11 protein-coding genes are annotated in these 14,287 nt (G+C 74.2%); 7 read left to right on the top strand and 4 right to left on the bottom strand.

Annotation, left to right across the window (positions count from 1 at the left end; genetic code table 11):
- Nucleotides 1-38: 38 nt before the first annotated feature.
- The 4 genes from VSR01_RS08275 to VSR01_RS08260 form a co-directional block, all read right to left on the bottom strand.
- Nucleotides 39-2,408 carry a transglutaminase family protein gene (locus VSR01_RS08275; protein ID WP_326448608.1) on the bottom strand — a complete coding sequence of 790 codons (2,370 nt, stop codon included), beginning with the start codon at nt 2,406-2,408 and terminating at the stop codon, nt 39-41.
- Nucleotides 2,405-3,922 (bottom strand): DUF58 domain-containing protein, encoded by a 1,518-nt coding sequence (locus tag VSR01_RS08270; protein WP_326448607.1) that lies wholly within the window; start codon nt 3,920-3,922, stop codon nt 2,405-2,407. The genes VSR01_RS08275 and VSR01_RS08270 overlap by 4 nt, the downstream gene beginning before the upstream one ends.
- Nucleotides 3,922-4,944: an AAA family ATPase gene (locus tag VSR01_RS08265; RefSeq protein ID WP_326448606.1), complete on the bottom strand. Its 1,023-nt coding sequence runs from the start codon at nt 4,942-4,944 to the stop codon at nt 3,922-3,924. The genes VSR01_RS08270 and VSR01_RS08265 overlap by 1 nt, the downstream gene beginning before the upstream one ends.
- A gap of 153 nt (nt 4,945-5,097) precedes the next feature.
- Nucleotides 5,098-5,682 (bottom strand): beta-class carbonic anhydrase, encoded by a 585-nt coding sequence (locus VSR01_RS08260; RefSeq protein ID WP_326448605.1) that lies wholly within the window; start codon nt 5,680-5,682, stop codon nt 5,098-5,100.
- A gap of 121 nt (nt 5,683-5,803) precedes the next feature.
- Here VSR01_RS08260 and mraZ point away from each other — a divergent pair, with 121 nt between their 5' ends.
- From mraZ to mraY, 7 genes are all read left to right on the top strand, one after another.
- Entirely contained in the window at nt 5,804-6,244 is a 441-nt protein-coding gene (gene mraZ / locus VSR01_RS08255; RefSeq protein ID WP_326448604.1) for a division/cell wall cluster transcriptional repressor MraZ, read from the top strand.
- Nucleotides 6,245-6,416: 172 nt separating this feature from the next.
- Nucleotides 6,417-7,397 carry a 16S rRNA (cytosine(1402)-N(4))-methyltransferase RsmH gene (gene rsmH / locus VSR01_RS08250; protein ID WP_326448603.1) on the top strand — a complete coding sequence of 327 codons (981 nt, stop codon included), beginning with the start codon at nt 6,417-6,419 and terminating at the stop codon, nt 7,395-7,397.
- Complete coding sequence (locus VSR01_RS08245) at nt 7,394-8,011, top strand: cell division protein FtsL (RefSeq protein WP_326448602.1); 618 nt, start codon at nt 7,394-7,396, stop codon at nt 8,009-8,011. Before rsmH ends, VSR01_RS08245 begins: the two co-directional genes overlap by 4 nt.
- 7 nt (nt 8,012-8,018) lie before the next feature.
- The gene (locus VSR01_RS08240) at nt 8,019-10,028 is read left to right on the top strand and encodes a peptidoglycan D,D-transpeptidase FtsI family protein (RefSeq protein ID WP_326448601.1); all 2,010 of its coding nucleotides are present in this window, start codon (nt 8,019-8,021) and stop codon (nt 10,026-10,028) included.
- Nucleotides 10,029-10,171: 143 nt separating this feature from the next.
- Entirely contained in the window at nt 10,172-11,761 is a 1,590-nt protein-coding gene (locus tag VSR01_RS08235) for a UDP-N-acetylmuramoyl-L-alanyl-D-glutamate--2,6-diaminopimelate ligase (RefSeq protein WP_326448600.1), read from the top strand.
- Nucleotides 11,758-13,197, top strand: coding sequence for a UDP-N-acetylmuramoyl-tripeptide--D-alanyl-D-alanine ligase (locus VSR01_RS08230; protein WP_326448599.1), 1,440 nt, complete (start codon nt 11,758-11,760; stop codon nt 13,195-13,197). The genes VSR01_RS08235 and VSR01_RS08230 overlap by 4 nt, the downstream gene beginning before the upstream one ends.
- Nucleotides 13,194-14,258, top strand: coding sequence for a phospho-N-acetylmuramoyl-pentapeptide-transferase (mraY, locus tag VSR01_RS08225; RefSeq protein ID WP_326448598.1), 1,065 nt, complete (start codon nt 13,194-13,196; stop codon nt 14,256-14,258). The genes VSR01_RS08230 and mraY overlap by 4 nt, the downstream gene beginning before the upstream one ends.
- The last annotated feature ends 29 nt before the right edge of the window (nt 14,259-14,287 follow it).

The following is a 14,287-nucleotide window of genomic DNA, read 5'->3' as shown; positions in this document are numbered from 1 at the left end:
CCCTCACCCCGGCACGCCTCAGCCCAGGACGCCCCGACTCAGGACGACGTCCGCGGCAGCCGCGCCGTCACCCGCTGGACGCGGGCCGACGCCCGAGCGGTGAACGCGGACCACCGCGCCGACACCGCCCAGCCCACCCGCGCGGCCGAGCGCGGCAGGAAGACCGCCCGCAGCCGGGTCCGCCGCGACGCCGCCGCGCGCAGCCCCTCGCGCACCCGGTGGACCTCCGCGGCCAGACCGGCGACCGGCCGCGGGTGCGGCGCGTACAGGGTCTGCTCCACCGCCGTGGCCAGCGCCGACGCCGAGGCCGCCGCCTCACCGGTGAGGCGTCCCTCGGCCACCAGCCGGGCCATCGCCCGCCGCGGCGTCTGCGCATCGTCCGGCAGCACGCCGTAGTCCCAGCCGGTGTCGAGCACCTCGCGCCACGCGGACAGCGTCGGCCCCTCGGCCCGGCCCCGGCCGCCGCCCAGGCGGCGGGCCCTGACCCGGGAGCGCCACAGCGGCGGCCCCGCCGGGATCGCCAGCACCAGCAGCGCGAGCAGCACCCACAGCGCGATCTTCCCGGCCGAGCCGAAGCCCCCGCCGGAGCTGCCGCCGCCGGCCGCCGCGGCCTGGCCGCAGTCGCCGACGCCGCGGTCGACCGGGGCGCAGCTGTCGGTGGTCTGCGGCGCGGCCGACGGCGTCGCGGTGCTGCCCTTCGGCGCGACGTCCGGGGTGTCGCTGCCGCCGCCGGTCACGGAGTCCTGCGTGTAGGAGGGCGCCGTGCCGCGGTAGGGCGTCGGCTCGAAACGGGTCCAGCCGATGCCTTCGAAGTACAGCTCCGGCCAGGCGTGCGCGTCCTTCAGCCCCACCGACATCGTGCCGTCCGCCTGCTGCGCGCCGGTGGTGAAGCCGATCGCCACCCGGGCCGGGATGTGCAGGGTGCGGGCCATCGCCGCCATGGTGAAGGCGAAGTGGACGCAGAAGCCCTCCTTCGTCTGCAGGAAGCGGGCTATCGCGTCGACCCCGGTGCCGGCCTTGGCCTGGGTGTTGTAGACGAACTCGCCGGAGGTGAAGTACCGCTGGAGGTCCACCGCGCGCTGGTAGTCGTTCGTCGCGTCCCGGGTGACGTTCAGCGCCGTCTGGGCGACGACCGGCGGCAGCGAGCCGGGCACCTGCTCGTACTCACGGGCGATCCGGCCGGTGGCCGGCGGCGCGGCGGCCAACTGCGCGGCGGTGGGCGCGATCTGCTCGCTCGTCACCACGTAGCGCAGGTCGGAGGTGGTCTGGCCGCCCTGGCCGATCACCATCCGCCCCTCGGGCTGGTACTTCCAGTTGCCGGGGGTCTGCACGCTCAGCGCCGGGTACGGCATCGGCAGCAGCCCCTGGACGTAGTCCCGGTCGGCGCGCACCTGGGTGCTGACGACGGTGTACTTCACGTCCGGCGACTGCCCCTGCGGCTGCGGCAGCCGGGCCGGGATGTCCTCGGTGTCGAAGTCCGAGGGGGTCCACGCCTTGCCGTCGAACTTGTCCAGCGCGGCGATCCGCAGGTACATCCCCGACGCGTCGGTGGAGTCGGTGCGGTACGTCAGCACCTCGCGGTCGTCCGGCTGGTTGAGGTTGTCCTGCAGCGCGGCCACCAGATTCACCGACCCGCCGCCGCCCCGGCCGGAGCCGGAGCCCGAACCCGATCCCGAGGTGTCCAGCAGGCCGCTGCCCAGCGACGGCAGCGCGGCCGGCGCGACCAGCGCGATGCCCAGCGCCATCACCCCGATCCGGCGGCCGGTGCGCACCGGCGCGGACGCCCCGCCGCCCCCGCCCGGCCGCCCCGCGGGACCGCCGAACACCCGGCCCCAGCGCGACAGCCGGTCCCGGCCCTCGGCCAGCAGCAGGATCAGATAGCCCGCCGCGGCGACCAGGAAGTACGGCCACGCGGTGCCGCCGTCGTAGAGGCCGCCGGCCACCGAGTACAGGGCCAGCAGCGGCAGGCCCGCGGGCGCCGAGGTGTTGTAGGTGACGGCGATCGCGTCCACCGCGAGGCCGACCACCAGCACCCCGCCGACCAGCAGCAGCCGGATGCCGGGGGTGACCGGCGCGGGGATGGAGAAGTCGCTGACGTCGTTCATGCCGTCCTGCAGCACCTGGCCGAGGTGCCGCAGCGCCCCGGGCCCCGGCAGCAGTCCGCCCAGCGCCTGGTCGGAGGCGAACATGACGGTCAGCACCAGCAGCGAGACCACCGCCTGCACCAGCACCGTCAGCGGCCGGGCGAGCGGGACGCGCCGCGCGCCCGCGCCCACCGCGGACTGCAGCACCACCACGAACAGCGCCCGGCCGTACCAGCCCGAGCCGTCGGTCAGCGGCAGCAGCGAGAAGGCGGCCATCATCGTGGCGAGAGCCGCGCACACGGTCAGCCGTGCCCGTCCGCTCATCGGTCCACCCCCGCTCCGCGCTGCCGCGCCTCGTTCTCCTCCCGAGAGCGGTAACGGTCGGCCTGCTGCCACAGTTCCGGCAGTTTGTCGCCCGGTCGCACCTCCACCACGGTCCAGCCCGACTCGCGCAGCATCCGCACCGCCCGTTCGGTGGTGTCCTCGTCCACGCCGGAGCCGCCCGGTCCCGCGCCGGACCCCGCGCCCGGCGCCGCGACCCCGGCGTCCGGCGCGGACTGGAGGTCCTGCCGGCCGGCCGCCTCGCGGACCAGCCAGTCGTCGCTGTCCAGGACGAACGCCACCGCGCCGCCCGCGCGCTGCCGCATCCGGCCGAGCACCGCGGCCTGTTCCTCGTAGACGTCGCCGACGAAGGCGACGAGCAGGCCCTCGGTGCCGGTGCGCAGCACCTCGTAGGCCGCGGACAGGTTCTCGCCGTCGGAGTGGTCGACCACCGCGAGCGTGTCGAGCAGCACCCCGGCCATGTCCGAGGAGTCGCCGGTGAAGCCGCCGCCCTCCGCCGGGCCGGGCACGCTGGCGCCGGTGTCGGTCAACAGCCGGACGCCGAAGCCGCGTTCGAGCATGTGGGTGGCGACCGAGGCGGCGCCGCAGACCGCCCACTCGAAGGCCGAGTCGGGGCCGGTGCCGAAGTAGGCGTCCTTGCGGGTGTCCAGCAGGACCGTGCAGCGCGCCCGGTTGGGCTGCTCCTCGCGGCGCACCATCAGCTCGCCGTACTTCGCGGTGGACCGCCAGTGCACCCGGCGCAGGTCGTCGCCGTGCCGGTAGCCGCGCGGGATCACGTCGTCGTCGCCGGCCAGCGCCAGCGCCCGGGTGCGGCTCTCGCCGTAGCCGGAGGACTCGCCGGCCAGCCGGACCGCGGGCAGCGGCTCCACCTTCGGCACCACGGTCAGGGTGTCGTAGGCGCTGAACGAGCGGGTCAGCTCGACCATCCCGAACGGGTCGGTCAGCCGCAACTGCAGGGGGCCCAGCGGGTAGCGGCCGCGCAGGTCCGAGCGGACCCGGTAGGACACCTCGCGGTGGCCGCCCGGCTCCACCCGGTCCAGCACGAACCGCGGCCGCGGCCCCAGGACGTACGGCACCCGGTCCTGGAGCATCAGCAGTCCGGTGGGGATGCGCGAGACGTTGTCGATCCGCAGGTGCACCCGGGCCTCGGACATCGCCGGCACCCGCGAGGGCGCGAGCCGGCGGCTGCCGGCCACCCGGTAGCGGGTGCGGTAGAGCACCGCCACGCACACCAGGGGCAGCACCGCGAGCAGCAAGCCGACCCGCAGCAGGTCGTCCTGGCCGAGCACGTAGCTGCACACCGCGGCGGCGACGCCGGCCGCCACGAAGGAACGGCCGCGGGTGGTCAGTCCGCCCAGCGCGGTGCGGACCCCGCCGGCCGGGCGCTGGTCGCCCTGCTGCTGCGCGGGGCCGCCGACCGGGCCGGGCCCGCGCTGCTGCGCTCCCGGCCCCGGGCCGCCCGCCGCGGGCCCGGCGGCCGGGGGCGGCGAGGCCATCACAGACCGTCCGGGGCGCCCTGCGGCCAGGCCGGCGGAGGCGGCCAGGCGCCGGCGGCGGCATCGGGCACCGGCACCCGCTGCACGATCTCGGCCACCACCTGCTCGGGCGTGCGCCGGTTCAACTGCGCCTGCGCGGTGGGCAGCAGCCGGTGCGCCAGCACCGACACCGCGAGCGACTGCACGTCGTCCGGCAGCACGTACTCCCGGCCGTCCAGCGCCGCGGACGCGCGGGCCGCCCTGACCAGGTGCAGGGTGGCCCGCGGTGACGCGCCGAGCCGCAGGTCCGGGTGGTTGCGGGTGGCCCCGACCAGCGTCACCGCGTAGCGCCGCACCGGGTCGGCGACGTGCACCTGGCGCACCGCCTCGATGAGCTTGGTGATCTCGTGCGCGTGCGCCACCGGCTGGAGGTCGTCCAGCGGCGAGATCCCGCCGTGCACGTCGAGCATCTTCAACTCGGCGTCCGGGCTGGGGTAGCCGATGGACACCCGGGCGGTGAAGCGGTCCCGCTGCGCCTCCGGCAGCGGGTAGGTGCCCTCCATCTCCACCGGGTTCTGGGTGGCGATCACCATGAAGGGGCTGGGCAGTTCGTACGTGGTGCCGTCGATGGTGACCTGCCGCTCCTCCATGGACTCCAGGAGCGCGGACTGCGTCTTGGGCGAGGCGCGGTTGATCTCGTCGCCCACCACGATCTGCGCGAAGATCGCGCCCGGCTTGAACTCGAAGTCCCGCTGCTGCTGGTCGAAGACGCTGACCCCGGTGATGTCCGAGGGCAGCAGGTCCGGCGTGAACTGGATACGCCGGACCGAGCAGTCGATGGAACGTGCCAGCGCCTTGGAGAGCATCGTCTTCCCGACGCCCGGCACGTCCTCGATCAGCAGGTGGCCCTCGGCCAGCAGGACGGTCAGTGCAATGCGTACGACCTCGGGCTTGCCCTCGATCACGTTCTCCACGCTGCGGCGCACGCGATCCGCGGTCGTGGTCAGATCACTCAGGCTTGCTCGTGCGTCGAAGGTCGTCACCCGGTACTCCTCGGCCTGTTCCAGGGGACCGCAGGGTCACGGTCATTCCTGGACCGGCCCTCCCCGTGTGCGCAACGCTCGCGTCCGACGAGACGTGCCGCACCCTGCACTGCATTCTTCCCTTTCGGGACGGCCCACGTCACTCGGCTGCCGTTACAGATCCGTGATTTCCCGCAGCAGGCCGGTGTGCACGTCGAAGACGAAGCCTCGCACGTCGTCCCTGGCCGGCAGGAACGGCGAGGTGCGGACCCGGGCCATCGACTGGCGCACGTCCTGGTCGGCGTCGGTGAACGCCTCGACCGCCCAGGTCGGCCGCTGGCCCACCTCGGCCTCCAGTTCGGTGCGGAAGTCCTCGGTGATGGTCTGCATGCCGCACTGGGTGTGGTGGATCAGCACGACGGACCGGGTGCCCAGCGCGCGCTGGCTGATGGCCAGCGAGCGGATGGTGTCGTCGGTGACCACGCCGCCGGCGTTGCGGATGGTGTGGCAGTCGCCCAGTTGCAGGCCGAGCGCCCGGTGCAGGTCGATCCGGGCGTCCATGCAGGCGACGACGGCGACCTTGAGCACCGGCGCGGCGCCCATGCCCGGGTCGGTGAACTCGGCGGCGTAGCGCTTGTTCGCCTCCACGAGGCGGTCGGTGACGGTGGCGGTGGCGGTGGCGGCCCCGGACCGCGTCGAACCCCCCTGCTGCTGGGCGGGCTCGGACTGTCCGGCGGAACCGTTGGCGGCTATCGACATGCCTATGACGGTATCGCCTGCCTGGCCTTTCGGCAGTGGCGCGCCACACGGTGACGTCGTTGCCGGTGGAGGGCGGTGGAGTAAAGTGGCGCGAAGTGGTGCCGGCTGCGGGAGGTGGACCGTGTTCCAGGGCTTTCTCGGGACCTACACCCCTCGCCTGGACGACAAGAACCGCCTGGTGCTGCCGGCCCGGTTCCGGGAGCAGCTGGCCGAGGGCCTGGTGATGACCCGCGGCCAGGAGCGCTGCCTGTGCGTGTGGCCGGTGGAGGGCTTCCGCCAGGCCACCCGGCGGCTCGCCGAGGCCCCGATGACCTCCCGCGCGGTCCGCGACTACCAGCGGGTGCTGTTCGCCGGCGCCCACGACGAGGTCCCGGACAAGCAGGGCCGGGTCACCGTCCCGCAGCCGCTGCGGGAGTACGCGGGCCTGGTCCGCGACTGCGCGGTGATCGGCGCCGACACCCGCGTGGAGATCTGGGCGGCCGACGCCTGGGCGAGCTACCTGTCCGCGCAGGAAGACACCTTTTCGGCCCTGTCACAGGAGGTTCCGCCCGGATTACTGTGAGCGCGGCCGGACCCCGCCGCGCGCCGCCGCCCCCGCGGACGTACGGCCCGGCCTCCTCCCGCTCCCGGTTCCCTGGCACCACTTCCCCGGCGCCAGGGGAACGATCTCCTGCGAGCGGGCGGGGACCCGGTCCTACGTCCCACCACTCCACGAAAGTCCCAGGAACACCCCCATGAGCGATCCGTCCCCGACCCCGGCCGCGCACGAGCGGCACGTCCCGGTGATGCTGCGGCGCTGCCTCGACCTGCTGGCGCCGGCCCTCGCCGCGCCGGGCGCCGTGGTGGTGGACGCGACGCTGGGACTCGGCGGGCACAGCGAGGCGCTGCTCGCGGCCTTCCCGGCCGCCCGGCTGATCGCCCTGGACCGCGACCCGCAGGCGCTGAAGCTGTCCGCCGAGCGGCTGGCGCCCTTCGGCGACCGCGCCACCCTGGTGCACGCGGTCTACGACGAACTGCCCGAGGTGCTCGGCCGGCTCGGCGTCCCCCGCGTCCAGGGCGTCCTGTTCGACCTCGGCGTGTCCTCCATGCAGCTCGACGAGGCCGACCGCGGCTTCGCCTACGCCCAGGACGCCCCGCTGGACATGCGGATGGACCAGTCGACGGGGATCAGCGCGGCGGAGGTCCTCAACACCTATCCGCCCGGCGAGCTGGTACGGGTGCTGCGCAGCTACGGCGAGGAGAAGTTCGCCCGCAAGATCGTGGACGCGGTGGTGCGCGAACGCGAACGCGAGCCGTTCACCAGCAGCGCCCGGCTGGTCGACCTGATCAGGAACGCGCTGCCGCAGGCCGCCAAGCGCACCGGCGGCAACCCGGCCAAGCGCACCTTCCAGGCGCTGCGCATCGAGGTCAACGGCGAGCTGGCCGTCCTGGAGCGGGCGGTCCCCGCGGCCGTCGCGGCCCTGGCGGTCGGCGGCCGGATCGCCGTGCTCTCCTACCACTCGCTGGAGGACCGGCTGGTCAAGCAGGTCTTCGCGGCCGGCGCGGCGAACACCGCGCCGCCCGGCCTGCCGGTGGTGCCCGAGCGCTACCAGCCCCGGCTGAAGCTGCTCACCCGCGGCGCGGAGCTGCCCACCGAGGACGAGATCGCCGAGAACCGCCGCGCCGCACCCGCCAGGCTGCGCGGCGCCGAGCGGATCAGGGAGGACGCGCGATGACGCCGAGGCAGAACGCCGGTGGCGGCGGGGGCCGCGAGGGCCGTGCCGGTGACGACCGCCGGGCCGTGGGCGGTCGCCGAGCCGTGGGCGGTAGCCCGCGGGAGGCGGGCGCGGGCGGCGCGGGCACGGCGCGCCGGCCGGAGGGGGTACGGCTGCGGGTGCGCGTGCCCGGGGCCCGGCTGCCCGGCCGGGGGAGCGCAACCGCGGCGCGCACGCCGTTCGTCGTACTCGTCGTGACCCTGCTCGCCGGTGGCCTGATCTCGCTGCTGCTGCTGAACTCGGCGGTCAACCAGGACTCCTTCGAGCTGAACAAGCTGCAGAAGGAGACCACGGGATACACCGACGAGCAGCAGCAGTTGCAGCAGGAGGTCGACGGATACTCCGCGCCGGGATCGCTGGCGGACCGGGCGCGGCGGCTGGGGATGGTGCCGGGCGGCGATCCGGCGTTCCTCAAGCCCAGCGGCGGCGTCCAGGGCAGCCCGTCCCCGGCGACCCGGCCTCCGGCGCCCCCCTCGCCGTCCGCGACGGCGCCTTCGTCCTCCCCGTCGCCCTCGGACACCCCGTCCCCCGGTGCCGTGACCAGCACTCCGACGTCGTCGGCTTCCCCGAGGTGAGGCGGCCATGACCACGCGTGACCCCAGGCGGGCAGGACACGTGCCGCCGCGGGCGCGGCGGCCGGAACCCGCGGCGCGCGGCGTACCGCGCGGCGCCGCGCGGGCCCAGGGCGGAACCGGCGGGAGGCCGCCGTATCCGCGGCCGCCTGGACGTCCGACCGCGCGGACCGTACGGCTGGGGCGGCCCCGGCCGCGGCTGCGCCTGGTCGGACTGGTGCTCACCCTCGTGCTGGCCGTCTTCGTGGTCCGCCTGCTCCAGGTGCAGGCGGTCGACGCGTCCGCGTACGCCGCGAAGGCCGCGGTGAACCGCTGGGTGACCCACGAGGTCGTCGCCGACCGCGGCACGATCACCGACCGCGACGGCGCGGACCTCGCGTCCACCGTGAACGCGTTCGACATCACCGCGGACCCGTACCTCTTCACGCCCGCGCAGACGAAGGTCAGGGACGCCCCGCAGCAGGCCGCCGAACTGCTCGCGCCGATCGTCGGCGGCGACGCGACGAAGATCGCCGCGCAACTGGCCAAGCCCGGCTCGCGCTACCAGGTCATCGCCACCCAGCAGCCGCCACAGGTGTGGAACCAGATCAAGGACCTGAAGGCCGCGTTCGCCGACAAGGCCGTCAAGGGCCAGGGCGCCGACGTGCTGGCCGGCATCTTCGACGAGCCGCACTCCAAGCGGGTCTATCCCAACGGCGACCTCGCGGCCGGCGTGCTGGGCTTCGTCGACGCCGAGGGCCAGGGCGCCGGCGGCCTGGAGGCGATGCTCGACAAGAAGCTGTCCGGCACCAACGGCAAGATCCGTTACGCCCAGTCCAACGGCCGCCAGGTGCCGACCGCCGGCAGCCAGGAGCAGCCCGCGGTGCCCGGCGACGACGTCCGGCTCACCCTCGACCGGGACATCCAGTGGGCCGCGCAGAGCGCGATCAGCGCCCAGGTCGCCAAGTCCCGCGCCGACCGCGGCTACGTGGTGGTGATGGACAACAGGACCGGCCAGGTGCTGGCGATGGCCGACGCGCCCGGCTACGACCCCGGCGACCTCGCGCACGCCGACCCCGCCGCGCTCGGCAACGCGGCGATGCAGGACGCGTACGAGCCCGGCAGCGTCAGCAAGCTGATGTCCATGGCGGCGATCCTCGACACCGGCACCGCCACCCCGCTGACCCACGTCACCGTGCCCGGCACCCTGCCGCGCGCCGACCGGATCTTCCACGACGACGTCGACCACGGCACCTGGTATCTCACGCTCAACGGCGTGCTCGCCAAGTCCAGCAACATCGGCACCATCCTGGCCAGCCAGCAGCTCGGCAGGACCCAGGCGCAGGCCAACCAGGTGCTCTACTCGTACCTGAAGAAGTTCGGCATCGGCGAGCCGTCCGGCATCGGCTTCCCCGGCGAGACGCCCGGCATCCTGGCCAAGCCGCAGGACTGGAACGCCTCGCAGCAGTTCACCATCCCCTTCGGCCAGGGCCTGTCGCTGAACGCGCTGCAGGCCACCTCGGTGTACGCGACCATCGCCAACGGCGGGGTGCGGGTCGAGCCCTCGCTGATCCAGGGCGTCACCGGGCCGGACGGCCGCTTCGTGCCGGCCGACCCGCCGAAGAAGACCCGGGTGGTCAGCGCCGCCACCGCCAAGACCCTCTCCGAGATGCTGGAGTCGGTGGTCGGCAGCGAACAGGGCACCGGCATGAACGCGCGGATCGACGGCTACCGGGTCGCGGGCAAGACCGGTACGGCCAACCGGGTGGACCCGACGACCGGCCGCTACAAGGGCTACACCTCCTCCTTCATGGGATTCGCGCCCGCCGACGCGCCCCGGGTGACTGTCTCCTGCGTCATCCAGAACCCGACCAAGGGCAGCTACTTCGGCGGCGACATCTGCGGCCCGGTCTTCAAACAGGTGACCGAGTTCGCCCTCAAGACCCTGGGCGTGCCGCCCACCGGCGCGCCCGCGCCCCGGCTCCCCGTCACCTTCGACCCGTCGCAGCCGGCCGTGCCGGCCGGCGGCAGGGGCCAGTGAGCGCCGCCGCGGGCGCGCCCGGCGCCCGCCCGTACCGGCCCGCGGCGGACGGCGCTGCCGCCCGCCCGGACGGCCGCGACCCGCGGCAGCCGCCGCCGGGGCGTTTTGGCCCGGAGACCGGCCGGGCCGGTAACCTCACCGCCGTGCCCACAGCTGATCACTCCACCCTCGAACCCACCCCCGGCGGGCCGCCGCCGGGACAGCCGGGCGCGCCGCGCCCGGCGCACCCCCGCCCGACGCCGCTGGCCGACCTCGCCGCGCGGCTCGGCGTGGCGGCGCCGGACCCCGGCGGCGACGCGCAGGTCACCGGCATCACCCACGACTCGCGCGCGGTGCGGCCCGGCGACCTGTACGCGGCGCTGCCCGGGGCCCGCTTCCACGGCGCGGACTTCGCCGCCGACGCCGCGGCGGCCGGCGCGGTCGCGCTGCTCACCGACGCCGACGGCGCCCGCCGGGCGGTCGGCGCCGGTCTGCCCGTGCTCACCGTCGCCGACCCCCGGGCGGTGACGGGGGGCCTGGCCGCGGCGGTCTACGGCGAGCCCGGCGAGGGCCTGCTGCGCATCGGCATCACCGGCACCTCCGGCAAGACCACCACCTCGTATCTCATCGAGGGGGGCCTGCGGGCGGCCCGCAACGGCGCCACCGGCCTGATCGGCACCGTCGAGACCCGGATCGGCGACGAGCGGATCAAGAGCGAGCGCACCACCCCCGAGGCCACCGACCTGCAGGCGCTGTTCGCGGTGATGCGCGAGCGCGGCGTGGAGTCGGTGGTGATGGAGGTCTCCAGCCACGCGCTGGTGCTCGGCCGGGTCGACGGCGCGGTCTTCGACGTGGCCGTCTTCACCAACCTCAGCCCCGAGCACATGGAGTTCCACTCGGGCATGGAGGACTACTTCCAGGCCAAGGCGCAGCTGTTCACCCCGCGCCGCAGCCGGCTGGGGGTGGTGAACCTGGACGACGCGTACGGCCGCCGGCTGGTCGCCGAGGCCGGGGTGCCGCTGGTGACGTTCTCCGCCGAGGGCCGGCTGGACGCCGACTGGCGGGCCGAGGACGTCGAGGCCGGGCCGCTGGACAGCCGCTTCACCGTGCTCGGCCCCAAGGGCGAGCGGGTGCGGGCGGTGGCGCCGCTGCCCGGACCGTTCAACGTCGCCAACACCCTCGCCGCGATCGCCGCGCTGGCCGCGGCCGGCCTGGACCCGCAGGCGGCCGCGGACGGCATCGCCGAGGTGCCGGGGGTGCCGGGCCGGCTGGAGCGGGTGGACGCCGGACAGCCGTACCTGGCCGTGGTGGACTACGCGCACAAGACCGACGCGGTCGAGTCGGTGCTGCGCGCCCTGCGCACCACCACCCGCGGCCGGGTGCACGCCGTGCTGGGCTGCGGCGGCGACCGGGACCGCACCAAGCGCGGGCCGATGGGCGCCGCGCTCGCCCGGCTCGCCGACACCGCCGTCCTCACCTCCGACAACCCGCGCTCGGAGGACCCGCTGGCGATCCTCGCCGCGATGCTCCAGGGCGCGGTGGAGGTGCCGCCCGCCGAACGCGGGCACGTCGTCGTCGAGCCCGACCGGGCCGCCGCCGTCGCCGCCGCCGTCGCCCGCGCGCGGCCCGGTGACGTCGTGCTGGTCGCCGGGAAGGGCCATGAGCAGGGCCAGGACATCGCCGGAGTGGTACGCCCCTTCGACGACCGCGAGGTGCTGCGCGCCGCAATCGAGAAGGACCAGAACCAGCCGTGATCCCCCTTACCCTCGCCGAGGTCGCAACTGCGGTCGGCGGGAGCATGCACGACATACCGGACAGTGGTGTGCGGGTCTCCGGACCCGTGGTCAGGGACTCCCGCGAGGTCGTCCCCGGCGCGCTCTTCGTGGCCTTCGCCGGCGAGCGGGTGGACGGCCACGCGTTCGCCGCGCAGGCGGTCGCCGACGGCGCGGTCGCGGTGCTCGCGGCCCGCCCGGTCGGCGCGCCCGCGATCGTGGTCGACGACGTGCAGGCCGCGCTCGGCGCGCTCGCCCGGCACGTGCTGGAGCGGCTGGACGCCACCGTGATCGCGCTGACCGGCTCGGCCGGCAAGACCAGCACCAAGGACCTGATCGCCCAGCTGCTGCAGAGACGGGCGCCCACCGTGTGGACGCCCGGCTCGCTGAACAACGAGATCGGACTGCCGCTGACCGTGCTCAGCGCCGACGCCTCGACCCGGCACCTGGTGCTGGAGATGGGCGCCCGCGGCATCGGCCACATCCGCTACCTGACCGGCCTGACCCCGCCGCGGATCGGCCTGGTGCTCAACGTCGGCAGCGCGCACATCGGCGAGTTCGGCGGCCGTGAGCAGATCGCCCAGGCCAAGGGCGAGATGGTGGAGGCGCTGCCGGCCGAGGCCGAGGGCGGCATCGCGATCCTCAACGCCGACGACCCGCTGGTACGGGCGATGGCCTCGCGCACCAAGGCCCGGGTGGTGCTGTTCGGGGAGGGCGAGGACGCGGCGATCCGGGCCGAGCAGGTCCGGCTCAACGACCGCGGTCAGCCCGTGTTCCTGCTGCGAACACCCTCCGGGTGCGCCGAGGTGACCTTGCGCCTGTACGGTGAGCACCACGTGTCGAACGCGCTCGCCGCGGCCGCCGTCGCCAGTGAACTCGGCATGCCCGCTTCGGAGATCGCCACCGCGCTCTGCGAGGCGGACTCGCTCTCGCACTGGCGGATGGAGGTCACCGAGCTGCCCGACGGCGTCACGGTCATCAACGACGCCTACAACGCGAACCCCGAGTCCATGAGGGCGGCCCTGCGCGCACTTGTCGCGATGGGCAGGTCCGCACAGGCCAGGGGGGGCCGGACGTGGGCGGTGCTGGGCACGATGGCCGAACTCGGCGAGCGGTCGCTGGCCGAGCACGACGCGGTGGGGCGGCTGGTCGTCCGACTCAACGTCAGCAAGCTCGTGGCCGTGGGCGGTACCGAAGCCGCCTGGCTGCAAATGGGCGCCTATAACGAGGGTTCGTGGGGTGAGGAGTCGGTGCACGTGTCCGACGCGGAAGCGGCGGTCGAGCTGTTGCGCAGTCAAGTGCGGCCCGGTGACGTCGTGCTGGTGAAGGCATCGAGGTCGGTGGGGCTCGAAGCCGTCGCCATGGCGCTGACCGAGGGCGCCGCGGGCGCCGGGGGCAGCGAGGTCGCCGCCCGATGAAGCAGATCCTCGTCTCCGGTGTGCTCGGCCTGTTCCTCTCGCTGATCGGCACGCCGCTGCTGATCCGCCTGCTGGCCCGCAAGGGCTACGGTCAGATGATCCGGGACGACGGCCCCAAGGCCCACCACAGCAAGCGCGGCACGCCCACCATGGGCGGCATCGCCTTCATCCTGGCGACGCTGATCGCGTACGCGGCGACCAAGCTCATCACCGGCGACAAGCCGTCCGCGTCCGGGGTGCTGGTGCTCTTCTTGACCACCGGCCTCGGCCTGGTCGGCTTCCTCGACGACTACATCAAGATCGTCAAGCAGCGCAGCCTGGGCCTGCGGGCCAAGGCGAAGATGGGCGGCCAGCTCACCGTCGGCATCGCCTTCGCGGTGCTGGCGCTGAACTTCAAGGACTCTCGCGGCCAGACCCCGGCGTCCACCAAGCTCTCCTTCACCAGCGACTTCGGCTGGTCCATCGGCCCGGTGATCTTCGTGATCTGGGCGCTGTTCATGATCCTGGCGATGTCCAACGGCGTGAACCTCACCGACGGCCTGGACGGCCTGGCCACCGGCGCCTCGGTGATGGTCTTCGCCGCGTACACCGTCATCGGCGTGTGGCAGTACGGCCAGTGGTGCGGCACCCCGGTCAGCGCCAACAACGCCTGTTACGAGGTGCGCAACCCACTGGACCTGGCGGTGGTCGCGGCGGCCCTGATGGGCGCGTGCTTCGGCTTCCTGTGGTGGAACACCTCGCCGGCCAAGATCTTCATGGGCGACACCGGCTCGCTGGCCCTGGGCGGCGCGCTGGCCGGCCTGGCGATCTGCTCGCGCACCGAGATGCTGCTCGCCATCCTCGGCGGCCTGTTCGTGCTGATCACCCTGTCGGTGATCATCCAGGTCGGCTCGTTCCGGCTCACCGGCAAGCGCGTCTTCCGGATGGCGCCACTGCAGCACCACTTCGAGCTCAAGGGGTGGAGCGAGGTCCTGGTCGTGGTCAGGTTCTGGATCATCCAGGGCATGTGCATGGCCGTCGGCCTCGGCATCTTCTACGCCGCGTGGGTGGCGGCGTCGTGACCGGTCCGCTGCGGGACACCGCCGGCGGG

Source organism: Actinacidiphila sp. DG2A-62 (genome assembly GCF_035825295.1).
Classification (GTDB): Bacteria; Actinomycetota; Actinomycetes; order Streptomycetales; family Streptomycetaceae; genus Actinacidiphila.
Note: the sequence above shows the minus strand (reverse complement) of the source record. Positions and strands in the feature narration are given on the sequence as shown.